The sequence below is a fragment of the Chitinophaga oryzae genome (assembly GCF_012516375.2).
Lineage (GTDB): Bacteria > Bacteroidota > Bacteroidia > Chitinophagales > Chitinophagaceae > Chitinophaga > Chitinophaga oryzae.
In genome coordinates, this window is sequence record NZ_CP051204.2 from 7,322,195 (window position 1) to 7,335,639 (window position 13,445).

Genomic DNA, 13,445 nt, shown 5'->3' on the forward strand with positions numbered 1-13,445 from the left:
ATTAAAATGTCACTTGTATACCTGCGAGGAAGCGCCTGGCAAAAGGTATCTTGCCCGAATTCTCTTCCCCGAAATTGTTCTCGGGGTCTGTCCCGGTAAACTTCGTCCAGGTAGCCAGGTTATCTCCGGAAAGAAAAACATTGACTTTGGATACGCCCATTTTCTTTACAACATTTTCAGCGAGCGCATAACCCAACCGCACATTTTTCAGTCGCAGGAAACTTCCGTCTTCCACATATCTCGACGTAGGGAAATAGCTATCTACTTTATTACCAGCCTTCGGCAGGCTGGCAATGTCGCCGGGGCGCTGCCACCTTACCTGTCCGGGCGCCGGCGCTGCGTTGTTGGATTGAATATCAGCCCCATCGAGGTCCTGGTCCGCACGGGTGCGGTTCAGCATTTTTAAACCGCCGAAATAACTGAGCATCACGCTCAGGGTAAAGTTTTTATAACTGAGGTTATTCGTCATACCGGCAATGTATTTGGGATTGCTGTTGCCCAAAACCTGCAGCGTGGCAGCGCCGGGGTTATTGGTGTAATCCACCTTTCCGGTATAATTACCATTGGCATCTTTTTCCAGCACTTCAAAGCGGGACTCGCCGGTATTAGGGTCCACGCCGGCGTATACCGGCATATAATAACTGTTCATCGGGCTGCCCACGATCTTGGCTGAACCGCTATACTGGCCGTCATACAACAATCTGGCGCCCGGCTGCAGTTCCAATACCTTGTTGTTATTGTAGGCAAAAGTGAGATCGGTAGACCATTTCACGGCCGTATTTTTAAACTGCCGGGTGTTCATGGTCACTTCAATACCCTGGTTACGGATGCGGCCCATGTTCTGATAATAGGTGTTACCGCCGCTGGTAGCTGGCGGTGTAACGCTCAGCAGCAGTCCTTTATTCAGCTTGTTATACAAGTCCACCGAAACGTTCACCCTGTCCCAGAAGCCCGCATCAATGCCGATGTTGGTGGTATACTGCATCTCCCAATGCAGATCGGGGTTACCCTGTGACTTTTGCAGGGTACCGCTCTGGCGGTCATATATCTCTGTGGCGTCAATATAGCGGTACAGCGTGAGGTACTGATAAGCCCCCAATGGCAGGTCGTTCCCGGAAACGCCATAGCTGAAGCGGAGTTTCAGCAGATCAAGTTTTTTGGCGTTACGCAGAAAATTCTCTCTGCTCAACTGCCAGGCGCCGCTGAAGGCATAAAAATTACCATACTTGTTGTTCTGCCCGAACTTGGAAGAGCCATCCCTTCTGAAGCTGGCTGTGGCAAAATATTTTCCGTCATAGCTATAGTTTAGTTCAGAGAACAGGGACAGGTAGGCTGTTTCGGTAATGTCATTCCTGAACACCAAAGTAGCAGGATCTCCCGCGCTGATGGCCCGTATGCCGGGCTTCAGCCCGTTTACAGAAACATTGTCGTTTTTGGCAATCACCTTGTTGAATTCAAATGCTGCCAAACCGGAAATATGATGCCGGTTGAAAGACTTTTCTACCTGCAACATCTCGGTAGTGATGATATTATTGGTATTGCCGGGAGCAAGGGAGTAATAGCCGCCACGGGTATTGAAAAAGCTGGTAGGGTCCAAAGGGTCCGAATAACGCTCTCTGTCCATGTTGATGTAGCTGTACCGGTTGCGCGAGCTAAAGCTCAGCCAGTCGGTCAGCTTGTAACGCAGGTTCAGATCGAAAGCGCCGATAATCGCTTTCGTGGTAGCGTCGCTGTGCCCTTTACCATACACAGGGTTGAAGTTGGCGCCGCTGTACCAGCCCTTTTCATCCGGGCCGCCGATCTTGGGCGTACCGTCTGTATAAAAGGGCGTATCCCACGGCATGATGTTAAACGCATCGCCGTAAGGCGTATAAAAGCCGCCTGACTTACCATTGGAATGGGAAATGCTCGCATTGGTGGAAAGCGATAATCTTTCTGTGGCCTGGAAATCCACGTTAAAACGGAAGTTATATTTTCGGTAGCTGTCTGTTATCAGGGGAGCGACTTCATTGAAATAATCGCCGGAGGCGTAATATTTTACCCGCTGGTCGCCACCGGATATCCACACATTATAATTCTGTGTCTGGCCTGTCCGCAGAAACAGATCGCGCCAGTCGGTGTTATATTTCAACACGCTGTCCGGAACCATAGCATGGACATAATCATTGATGGCCGTTTCGCTGGCGCCAGGATTGGCATCCATATACTGATTGCGGTAAATCTGCTGCTGCAGATCGAAACGCTCCTGGCTGTTCATCACCCTGAATTTTCCCAGCGACGCCCTATTCAGACCGTAGGTAACATTAGCCCCTACTTTCGTGCCGCCACCACCGGCGCCGCCGCGTTTGGTGGTGATCACCAGTACGCCGTTGGCAGCCCTGGAACCATACAAGGCTGCGGAAGCCGCATCTTTCAATACGGTAACGGAAGCTATATCTGTCGGAGAAATATTACTGAGCGGATCTTTGTCACTGATATATTCCTGGATAATACCATCAATCACCACCAGCGGCTGTGTGGTATTATATCCCATAGACCCCTTACCGCGGATAACGATGGTGGAAGAAGTGTTACCACCACTGTTACTGCCGCTAAGTGAGACGTTCATACCCGCTACTTTCCCCTGCAGATTATCGAAGACAGATTGCGTGGTCGTCGTCTGTAATTCTTCTGAAGTTACCTGCGATACTGCACCTGTCAGCTCTCCCATACGTTTGTTGCTGTAACCGGTCACCACTACCTGGTTCAGCGCACGGGGCGTTTCAGATAAAGCCACTGTCAGCGGGCCTCCTACCGTGTCGGTTTTTATCTTCCTGCTGTCGTAACCGATGAAAGAAAACTCCAGCTGCCGGCCGTTGCCCGCATACAACTGAAAACGGCCATTACCATCGGTGACAGCGCCGTTGCCGGTGCCTTTTACCCGGATGGTCACACCTGTCAGCGGTGCGCCGGATATGGTGGTAACGGTACCGCTCACCAGCCGGTCATCGCCGGAGGGCTCCTGCGAACTACCGGGATGGCTGTTTTTAGAAGGTTGCGGGGAAGTGATATACACGTATTTTCCCTGTATGCGCCAGTTGTATTGTTTTCCCAATACCGTCTGCAAAGCTTCCTGCAGGGAGGCTTGCTGCAGGTTGACAGATATTTGCCTGTTCAGGTCTACTTCCGTGTCACTGTAAAAAAATTCATAAGCGGTTTTTTGCTGAATTTCTTTCAGCACAGCTTTTACTGTTCTGTCTTTGACAGACAAAGTAATGGTGGCTTTGGCCGACTGGGCACTGACAGTTATTGTTCCTGCGAAGACAGTCATACAGGAACAAAGCAATACGGCATGAAAACGTAGTGACCAGCCTTTCAGGAAAGGCATAGGTATCCCCTTTAGTTTCATCACTATTAATTTTGGTTAATTTAAAAATCAGCTGAGCTGTAAATACCCGCAGACTATTTTTTTGTCACTATTATGGTTGATCCCTGCAACGAAAACAAAAATTGGTTGGTGCTGTTGTTCAATGACTGGATGCATTCTCCCAGTCCCTGTTCTTTATTAATATAACAAGTAAAATATTGTCCTCTCAGTTGTTGGTCATCTGCCTGTATATCTATATCATACCACCTTGAAATTGTTTGTAGTATGGATGTTAATGGTTTGTTGCGGAAACGTATCCAGCCGTCTTTCCACGAGGTAAATTCTTCCGTGTCCACCTGTACCACCTGCAACTGGCTGCCGCTTACAATGGCCTGTTCTCCCGGTTGCAGTACCTGGTCTTTTCCGGCGGCCTGTATTTTTACCTTACCATTGACCAGCGTAGTAAGCCCTTGTTGTTCTTTTTCATACTGGCGGATGCCAAACGCCGTTCCGAGCACGGTGATCTCCTGTATGCCTGCCTGCACCACAAATGGTTGTTGCGCCAGGGCTGCCACTTCAAAATACACTTCGCCGGTTACCGTCACCCGCCGCTCACTGCCGGTAAAAACAGAAGGATAGGCAATGCTGGATGCTGCGTTCAGCCACACTTTGGAGCCATCGGGCAGTTGTACCTGGTAATTGGCGCCACGGGGCGTACGCAGGATATAGTTCACTGGTTTGTCTGCCGCTACCTGCATATGGCCATTATGTACATTCACCTGGTTGCCCCCCAGCACAAAGCTGCTGTCTTTACCATGCAATGACACCGTTTCATCCCCCGCCTGCAGTATCGCAAAATTACCGGCAGGCTTCTGTTTGGCGGCAGCCAGCGTATCTGCAGGCGATACAGGTTGCTTTGTCCGCTGCAGGAACCAGTAAGCTCCTGCGGCCAGCAACAGCACCGCTGCGGCGGCACGCCACCATATCCGGATGTTACGATGCCTGACCACGGCGGGCCCCGCCTCCTGTGCAATACCCGCCCACATACGATGGGTATCGAAAGATTGCTGTAAACGCCACTCCTCCATCACTTTCCGTAGTTGCTCCGGTTCCTCCAGCAGCAGGCCCCTTGCAGGATCTTCCTGCAACCACGACTGCACGGCAGGATCTTCCCGTTGAAGTTCGCCGCTCAGTATGCCGGATAATATGTGGATGTCTGTTTCTTCCATGGATGAAGGGCCGTTGTTATGATGACACGAATAGGTTTAAAATGTACTACGCCAGTTAGGGATTTTTTTAAAGTTTTTTTTTCATCTTCCTGCCAAATCCAACACCAGCAAGCAAATCAGTTCTAAAAGAATATTATTCCTTAATATCTCATATGCCTTGGCCACCTGGTTCCTGACGGTAAACACTGATATCCCCAGCTCTTCGGCTACCACTTTGTATTTCTTTTGCTCCAGGCATACTTTTTCGAATACCGTCCTGCATTGCTGTGGCAGCCCGGCCACCACCCGCTCCAGCTGCTGTACCCGCTGCTGTAAACGGAGCTCCCGTTCAATAGCTTCTTCATCGACCGGGATGTGCTCCGGCAAGGTGATGTCCGAAACAACAGGGTTGTCCCTTAAATAATTAAGACAGGCGTTATGTATGGCCCGGTAGGCATAGCGTTGGGGAGGCGCCTGGATATGGAGCTGGCCGCGTTTCTGCCACAAGCGTGAAAAAAAATCCTGTACAATATCTTCCGCCGCCTGTTTGTCTTTTACGATACGGAGGGCGTAGACACACAACGCCGCAGCCGTGCTTTTAAAAAACTGTTCAAAGGCGGCCGGATCAAGTTGCAGTTGCTCCCAGGAGTAATTTTCCGATTGGTTCAGTTGGTTCAAGTTTGCATTCGAAAGGAATATGCCAAATATATAAATTAAAATCAAAAAGCCCCGCTGCCGTCCGGGGCAGCAGGGCCGGGGTCCTGTATTCGTGTGCAGGATACAGTACGGTTGCCCCGGCGATACCGGGACATCATATAACGTAAAAGGATATACGAATAATTATTTTCCGGCCGTAGCACCGGCGCCGATGCTCACCGCCAGCAGGTCTTCCACGCCGCCGGCGAAGCCGTCTTTCATTTTATATTTTTTTCCGGCATATTTGCGCAGGTAAAAACAGGCGTAAGAGGCAGCCACCGCAGCCGCAGCGCCTACCAGCGCGCCCCGCCAGGCTTTGTCGCCATGGGCCTGGTACATAGTAGCACCTGCCAGTCCCCCTGCTACGGCCCGCCCGGCGAGCGCACCGGGAATAATACGGTCTTTAACGCCGGGCACCTTGTCTACCACCATCTCACCGGCAGCTATGGTCTGCAAACCACGCATCACCGTATCCCGCTGCATAAATCCCAGCGGGCTGCCTTTCAGCTGCCGTGAAGGGTAACGGTTGGCATACTGGCTCGCAAACGCAGGTCCCATGGCGCTGCGCATACCAGATACTACTCCAAGGCCAATGGCCCTTATGAATGTGGAAAGAATGGATTTTTTCATACCGGCAGGGGCACAATCATTGTGCCACGCATAGCGGTCCCGCTACACAGTGCGGAGAGAGGCCAGTAACCATACCCGCATGATGGCGGCCACGCTGAAAGCCATCCCCACCCATGGTGTATAAGCCACACAATGTGTCGCTATCACCATGCCGCTCACGGCTGTACCGGCAAATATGCCGGGGTTACCGAAAGATACCGCAAGGCTGCTCGCAAATTCCGGCACTGCGGAGATCCTGTTGACGGCGCCGCCCGGCAAACAAGTGCATACTATGCACTACGGTTATATAATTGATTATCAATTAATTACAAAAACTGTAGATCTTTTGTAGATGTGCTCTTTTACCCCCTGTAGACCCACTGTAGTATCTACAAAAGCAGGAACGGCTTTATGGCCGCCTACCTTTGTGCTGATTCCATTTTATCCTTTTATCATTTTTTAATCATCAACATCAGCGCAACTTATGAAGACAAAACAATGGGCTATCGTCGCTTACATTACGATCATCGGATGGATTATCGCCTATGTAAAGAGCAAGGAGAACAGGGACAATTTTGTTAACTACCATCTGGAACAGGCACTCGGCCTTGCGGTAGCAGGACTTATCTGGTCTATAGCAGCCGGCATCCTGTTGAGCATTATCCCCGCGCTGTCCGCGGTGTTCTCTGTACTGAGCCTGCTGCCGCTGATATTCCTGGTATTTGGTATTATCAATGCCAACAGCGGTGTGCAGAAACCGATACCGGTCATCGGAAAGTTCTTTGAGAACCGGTTCGTTTTCCTGCAACAATAAACTTAGCCCGAACATTTCATCCGGCCCCAATTCCTTTAACCCGCTGCGTCTTCACTCAGCGGGTTATTTTCTCTCCAGGCCATCAGCCACGCATCCAGCCCCTCTTCTTTGGCCAGTCCCAGCTTCTGTTTAATACGGTACCGCGACATCAGGATGCTCTTCGGCGCTACGCCCAGGTGGGACGCAATTTCTTTGGTGGACAAACCGATGGAGATATACGAACAGTGCTTTAAATCCAGCTTTGTAAGGCTGTTGTTGGCCTTCTCCTGCAGCTTCCGGAAAAACTCGGGATGAATGTTTTCAAACTCTGTCCGCGTGGTCTCAAAGTTTTTATCCATCCGTTTATGCGTTTCGATCATCCGGGAGATCTGCTTCACCAGGTCGGGCTGTACCGCCTTGTCGCGCAGCTTTTCCTGCAGCGTTTCGAGCAGCTCATTTTTCTGCTCCACCTGCAAGGTACCAGCCAGCAGGTCTTTCTGCAACTGCTCCTTCTGCGTTTGTATCAGCTCCTGTTCTGCCTGCAAACGTGCCGCTTCTTCCGCCTGCAGGCGGGCCTGCAATTCGGCTTCCTGCTTTTCCAGCTGCAGGCGCATCGCCTCTTCTTCTTTCAGGCGTATCTGCAACACCCCGTCCTGTTTTTCCTTTTCCAGCAGCTGCTGTTGCTGGATAGTGGTCTGCAAACGGAAGTGATAGGACCGGAAAAGGTAGAGCAACGCCACCAGACAGGCGACAATCAACCCGATATATACAATATTAAGTTTACGGTTAAACGCCGCTTTCTCCTGGAGCGTCACCAGCTCCTGCTCCCGTTGCCGGGCCTGGTACTGGGCTTCCAGCTTTTTGGCGATCGCCATACGATCGGCGTCAAAAGCCTTGGCGTAATAGTGGCTGTATTCCCGGGCATATTCAAGCGCCTTAGGCAAGTCGCCCTTTCTCTCCGCCACATCGGACAAGGCTTCCATCAGGCGGGCCATCAGCCGGTTGTCGGGCGCCGGATAGGTTTTTAAAGCAATCAGTCCGGCCAGCAACAGTTCGGATGCCTGGTTGTAATTCCCGTCATTCATGGCAAAGGTGCTCATCATGCCATAACTGCTGGCCACTACCTCCTGTTGGTCGGTTTCCTTACCAATCTTCAAGGCAATGTTCAGGTAATGCTGCGCCGTGTCCCGGTAGGTACGTGGAAAAAACTGGTCGTACAGGTTGGCCGTATTCAGCGCCAGCAGGGCGATCATGCTGCGAAAGCTGATACGCTGCGCATTGGCTTCATAAACGCCGATGGCTTTACGGTTGTAGTAAAGCGCGGAATCCAGCAGCTCCCGTTTAGTGGTGTCTCCGTTGAACTGGTATTCAAAACTGGTGGCCATCGCCTGGTAGCCGTTGCAGATATCGTCAGGGTCTGAACGGGACATAGCGGAAGCCAGACAGGCCTTCGCGTAACGGTACTGTGTTTCCGTATCGTTCCAGTCGGCATAGATAGCCGCAAGGTTATAATATACATTGGTCTCGTAAATGTTGCCGGGAAAGGCTTTGCCCAGCTTCAGCGACTCCTGGAAGCTCTTCACCGCTTCATGCGGTTTGCCGGTACGGCTTTCCAGCCATCCTTTACGGTACCATATGCTGGACAGTGTCAGCTGGTCGCCCGATTCGCGGGCCAACCGGAAGGCGCTGTCCAGGTGATGCGATGCCAGCGCGGTGTCTTCTGCGGTGTACTCCAGCGATACCAGCGCGGAATGCGCCAGTGCTTCGTACTTTTTGTCTTTCAGGGAGCGGCTCATCTCCAGCGCTGTGCGCGTGCTGGCAATGGCGTCTTTCCGGCTGCCGTCTACCAGCGCCCGTCCCATCCTGATCCGTGTCATCACCTGCTCTTCCGGTGTTAACCCCGGCTGTTGCAGTACCCGCTTCAGGGAATCCTGCACGGTTTGTGCAAAACTACTGGCTGTCAGTAGGGAAAACAGGGTTACAAACGCGATTATTCCTCTCGTCTTTAGGCTATGGTTCATCCGCCAAAAATACAACTTGTAGAGGTTTTGTAGATGGGTAAAAAATGGGGTTGTAGTAGCCATGTAGATGCTACAAATGCCGAAGATCCGCTACTGGTAAGTACTTTTGCTTCACAGAGTTCATTTGCAGTGATCATGAAAGAAGATGGATTGAAAAACCTGCCTGCCTCACGCAGAACTCCGCGAGCGAATATTTAACCGGCCTGGTCCGTTGTAGTTTACCCACCCTCTTTTTTATACTATCTAAAAAAGATAATGCAGCAGTGGTCCTCCCGCTGCTGCATTTTTATTAAATGAAACCTGTAAATCCTATTCTTCCCTTAACCGTTCATCGGTATAGGTAATGGCAGTTTTACCATGCGGCGTTGGTGTCCCGCTTTCATCCACACTCACAAATACAATCTTATCGATCGTCAGGATACTCTTCTGGGTGATCTTATTCCGTACCTCGCAGGTCAGCGTCAGCGACGTGCGGCCAAAATGCACCGCCTTGATGCCCAATTCCACAATGTCCCCCTGCCGGGCGGAATTGATAAAATTGATCTCCGACATGTACTTGGTCACACACCGGTTGGTGCCCAGCTGAATAATAGAATAGATGGCCGCTTCTTCATCGATCCACCGCAGCAAACTGCCTCCGAATAAAGTACCGTGCGCATTGAGATCTTCTGGTTTTACCCATTTGCGTGTGTAGAAATTCATGCATCCTCGTTTTTGGAGCTGTAAAACTAGGTAATTTTCTTACTGGTTCCCCCTGGGGTAGCACAACAAAAAAGCCGGAGAAAATTTCTCCGGCTTTTCGCGTTTCTTGTTGCCCAACCAGGATTCGAACCTAGACAAACAGAACCAAAATCTGTCGTACTACCATTATACTATTGGGCAATCACCTTGTTGTTTGGGATGGCAAAAGTATAACTTTTTTTTTTTCTGCAAAAAAAACTTGCAATATTTTTCAAATATCCACCTAAACCAGCTATGGTGAAGCATTTCAACGGATAACACTTATTACTTTTTCTGTTATCTGTTCCGGTTTGATCCATTCCATACAGGCATGATCGCCCCGGAAACAGGGCTTATTCCCGAAAACAGAACACGGCCGGCAGCCCAGATCGGTGATTTGCACCGCCCGCTGCTCCGACTGCCCGTAGCCCATAAAACCGGCATACGGATGGGTAGCGCCCCATACAGATACCACCGGCACCCCATACAGGGAAGCCAGGTGCATATTGGCCGAATCCATGCTGATCATCCCGTCCAATTGACTGATCAGCGCCAGCTCTTCTTCCAGCGGGAAGCGGCCAGCTACAGAGAGCGCCTGCGGATAACGCGCGGCCAGCTCATTCAGCTGTCCTACTTCCTTTTGTCCTCCGCCAAAAAGCAATACCCGGCAGTTGCCGGACGCGGCCAGCGCCGCCAGTGTCATCTCCATTTTGGACAGCGGATACATTTTCTCCCGGTAGGTGGCAAAAGGAGCCAGCCCGATCCACCGCTGGGTGTTTTTAGGGCCGGTAACCGCCAATACCCGCTCCGGAAGAGGCTGCGGTGCAAAAACCGGCCGCGTTCCCATGGTACAATGCAGGCCCAGCTGCCGGAAAACGATCGCATACCGCTCAATAGTGCTGGTTTGCGGTTCTAAAACCTTGTTTTCCCGGCGGGTAAGCGCTTTTTTACCGGCGCGGCCTTTATCGATAGCAGCTACCCGCTTGCCTGTCAGCCGGAAAAAGGTACGCACGATCCTGGACCGCAGCACATTGTGCAGGTCCGCCACAGCGTCAATCCGGTACTGACGGCTGATGCTGCGGAATAAACGGTACAGCCCGGGCACGCCTTTATGTTCGCCTTTTACATCGGCCGGGAAAAATACCAGCCGCGGAATACCGGCGCACAGGGCGCCCCAGTTCCTGTTTGTCACAAAAACGATCTGCACCTGCGGATTTTCGTCCAGCACCTGCTTCATGACCGGCACGGTCATCGCCACGTCCCCGAGGGCGGAAAAACGGGTGACCAGTATAGTGGTAGTAATTGCCAAGAATCCGTTTATTTTTCCCCTTTGTATAATACAGGGTTCAGTGAAGGATCGTTATACATCTTCATCTGCTTGTACACTTTCATGTACTTTTTGCCCGCCGCGATGTCTGCCAGCAGCGTTTCGATGGCAGTACTCAGATCGGTGCGTTGCTCCAGCAGGATGTCGAGCTTACGCTGACAAGCTTCACGGTGCTCCGGCGTAGCGTCTGCACGGGTAGCTTCTTCCTGCATGTGATATATTTTCAGTGCCAGAATAGACAAACGGTCGATGGCCCATGCAGGGCTTTCGGTATTGATCTCCGCGTCTGCAGCCGGCTTTACGTTTTTGTACTGCTCCAGGAAGTAACTGTCAATATATTCCACCACATCGGTGCGCTCCTGGTTAGACCGGTCAATCCAACGCTTGATGTGCAGCGCCTCTGCAGGATTTATCTGCGGATCACGGATGATGTCTTCCAGGTGCCATTGTACCGTGTCGATCCAGTTTTTCATATACAGCAGGTGTTCAATACTGCTTTTTTCATAGGGATTGCTGATGGCCTGATGCACATCGTTGTACCGGTGATAATCCTGTATGCTCCGGTCAAATATACTGTTGGAGGTGGTTGTAAACATGCTGCAAAAATAACCATCATTTGATTATTTGATTATTTAATCATTTGAATATTTTAAACCACGCCAATACCCTCCAATAATCAAATAATCAAATGACTAAATATCAAAATAAAAAAGAAGCGCATGGTAGAAACCATACGCTTGTTGTAAAAGATTGTCATGTGAATGTTCGAGAATGCAAATCGTGTAGGCTTTTAATGGTTATCTTGGGGTTGAGATACCTTTCTATCGCCTGATATTTTTTCATACTCTATGATGATGATGTCCATAGAACACCATTGTTGGCAATAAATATTTTTCTGGTAATTTCTTTAGATGTAGAAATATATAATACTCCGATGGCTTATATAATTTGAGGGTCCATAAAATGACATACAACTTATCTAACAACTATTCTAACAAATACTCAGGGCATACATTTTAGTTCAATAAAAAACTGATGCTGCATGCAGCGTTTACTCCGTTGTGATGTGGCAATGCCGATTTTTATTTTAGCTTTTCTGCTATAGGGTTTTCTGCGATCCAGTAGGGTTCTCCTTCACTAGTCCTCCGTTTGTCTTATGCAAATTAAGAGGGGCCACTGCTAATAAAACCGCAGTGGCCCCGAAATCTTATACAACGTTTGTGTTAAATTTTCTTTTTTATTGTCCTTTTTAGCTAGGAGAGCGCTTTTCCCTTGCTCCGCATTGCCAGAAAATAGAGGGGAATACCCAGTAAAATGATGCCCAGGCCCGGTAAAGTATAGTTAGATTCGAAAATCAGCAGCAGTGTGGCCAGTGAAAGCGCTACCAACACATAGATCATCGGCAGCACCGGGTAACCGATGGCTTTGTAAGGCCTTTCCAGGTCCGGACGTTTCCTTCTCAGCACAAAAATGCCCAGGATGGTCAGCACGTAAAAGATCAGTACACCGAAGATCACCAGCGCCAGCAGGTCGTTATACCGGCCGGTCAGACACAGCAGCGATGCCCAGAAACATTGTATCCACAGTCCGCGGGCGGGTACTGCATGTTTGTTCAGCTCGCCTGCCTTACGGAAAAACAGTCCGTCCTGCGCCATGGTGTAATAGATACGGGCGCCGGACAGGATCAGGCCGTTGTTACAGCCAAAGGTGGAAATCATGATCATCACTGCGATAATGCCGGAACCAATGCCCCCGAAGATTTTCTCTGCGGCGGCCACCCCCACCCTGTCGTTGGCTGCGAAAGCGATGTCGTGCAGCGGCAATACCGCCAGGTACATCAGGTTACAGCTCACATAGATAATGGTCACGATCAGGGTGCCCAGAAACAGCGAACGGCCGATGTTGCGGGCCGGGTTCTTAATCTCTGCGGCAATAAAAGTCACGTTATTCCAAGCATCGCTGGAAAATAACGATCCCTTCATGGATACGGCCACTGCGCCGAAGAAAGCCAGCCCCGATAAGGATTTAACAATGGTATCCCCATTCACTGCCTCCATGGAAAAATGGTTCCACGGGTCCTGCCAGTTGGCATTCCAGATATCTGCTTTAGCGCCCAGCAGGAAGCCAAAAATAATCAACCCAAACAGGGACAACAGTTTGGCAAGGGTAAATACGGTCTGTATCGCCTTTCCGTGTTTTACGCCACGTGTATTAATGTAGGTGAGCAGGATAATGGAGATGATGGCCACTACCTGTGCTGCGGACACCTGGAAGAACGGTTTCAGCTCCACATTGAACGACAGGAGGATATTTTTCTCGCTGAAGCCCGGTATGAGGTAAGCGGTAAATTTGGCGAAAGCCACGGCCACCGCGGCGATGGTGCCTGTCTGGATAACACCGAACTGCGTCCAGCCAAATAAAAAAGCGATAAAGGGGTTGTAGGCCTCGCGCAGGTATACGTATTGCCCGCCTGCTTTGGGAAACATCCCGGATAATTCGCCGTAACTGAGCGCCGCAATGAGCGTTACCACACCAGCCAGTACCCACATGGCGGTCACCCATCCGGCGCCGCCCACACTGCGGGCTATCTCTGCAGTGACAATAAAAATACCGGAACCTATCATGGAACCGGCAACGATCATTGTAGCATCTAATAAGCCCAGCGTGGGCTTGAATGAATTGTTTTGGTTGATGTCCATATAACGGTAAAAATTAAAAAGTCCCG

11 protein-coding genes and 1 tRNA gene are annotated in these 13,445 nt (G+C 50.4%); 1 reads left to right on the forward strand and 11 read right to left on the reverse strand.

Annotated features, from left to right (window positions below):
- Position 1: 1 nt before the first annotated feature.
- The 5 genes from HF324_RS28870 to HF324_RS28890 all read right to left on the reverse strand — a co-directional run bounded on the left by HF324_RS28870 (position 2) and on the right by HF324_RS28890 (position 6,138).
- Positions 2–3,388 (reverse strand): SusC/RagA family TonB-linked outer membrane protein, encoded by a 3,387-nt coding sequence (locus tag HF324_RS28870; RefSeq protein ID WP_168861448.1) that lies wholly within the window; start codon positions 3,386–3,388, stop codon positions 2–4.
- Between the two features lie 53 nt (positions 3,389–3,441).
- Positions 3,442–4,575, reverse strand: a complete 1,134-nt coding sequence (locus HF324_RS28875; RefSeq protein ID WP_168861449.1) for a FecR family protein — start codon at positions 4,573–4,575, stop codon at positions 3,442–3,444.
- 81 nt (positions 4,576–4,656) lie between these two features.
- Complete coding sequence (locus HF324_RS28880) at positions 4,657–5,232, reverse strand: RNA polymerase sigma-70 factor (protein ID WP_168806789.1); 576 nt, start codon at positions 5,230–5,232, stop codon at positions 4,657–4,659.
- Positions 5,233–5,394: 162 nt separating this feature from the next.
- Positions 5,395–5,880, reverse strand: a complete 486-nt coding sequence (locus HF324_RS28885; protein ID WP_168806791.1) for a DUF4126 family protein — start codon at positions 5,878–5,880, stop codon at positions 5,395–5,397.
- Positions 5,881–5,922: 42 nt separating this feature from the next.
- Positions 5,923–6,138: a hypothetical protein gene (locus HF324_RS28890; protein WP_193114972.1), complete on the reverse strand. Its 216-nt coding sequence runs from the start codon at positions 6,136–6,138 to the stop codon at positions 5,923–5,925.
- Positions 6,139–6,343: 205 nt separating this feature from the next.
- Between HF324_RS28890 and HF324_RS28895 the strand changes: the two genes are divergently transcribed.
- A complete protein-coding gene (locus HF324_RS28895) occupies positions 6,344–6,673 on the forward strand; it encodes a magnetosome magnetite crystal formation protein family (RefSeq protein ID WP_168806795.1) in 330 nt (109 codons plus the stop codon).
- Positions 6,674–6,708: 35 nt separating this feature from the next.
- Here the strand turns inward: HF324_RS28895 and HF324_RS28900 are convergent, their stop codons facing one another.
- The 6 genes from HF324_RS28900 to HF324_RS28925 form a co-directional block, all read right to left on the reverse strand.
- On the reverse strand, positions 6,709–8,673 hold the full coding sequence (locus tag HF324_RS28900) for a LuxR C-terminal-related transcriptional regulator (protein ID WP_168806797.1): 1,965 nt from the start codon (positions 8,671–8,673) through the stop codon (positions 6,709–6,711).
- Positions 8,674–8,982: 309 nt separating this feature from the next.
- Positions 8,983–9,375: an acyl-CoA thioesterase gene (locus HF324_RS28905; protein WP_168806799.1), complete on the reverse strand. Its 393-nt coding sequence runs from the start codon at positions 9,373–9,375 to the stop codon at positions 8,983–8,985.
- Between the two features lie 109 nt (positions 9,376–9,484).
- Positions 9,485–9,555 (reverse strand) — tRNA-Gln (locus HF324_RS28910).
- 106 nt (positions 9,556–9,661) lie between these two features.
- On the reverse strand, positions 9,662–10,702 hold the full coding sequence (locus HF324_RS28915) for a glycosyltransferase family 9 protein (protein ID WP_220100640.1): 1,041 nt from the start codon (positions 10,700–10,702) through the stop codon (positions 9,662–9,664).
- Positions 10,703–10,710: 8 nt separating this feature from the next.
- Positions 10,711–11,316 carry a DUF4254 domain-containing protein gene (locus tag HF324_RS28920; RefSeq protein ID WP_168806801.1) on the reverse strand — a complete coding sequence of 202 codons (606 nt, stop codon included), beginning with the start codon at positions 11,314–11,316 and terminating at the stop codon, positions 10,711–10,713.
- A 657-nt stretch (positions 11,317–11,973) separates the two neighbouring features.
- A complete protein-coding gene (locus HF324_RS28925) occupies positions 11,974–13,419 on the reverse strand; it encodes an APC family permease (RefSeq protein ID WP_168806803.1) in 1,446 nt (481 codons plus the stop codon).
- Positions 13,420–13,445: the final 26 nt, after the last annotated feature.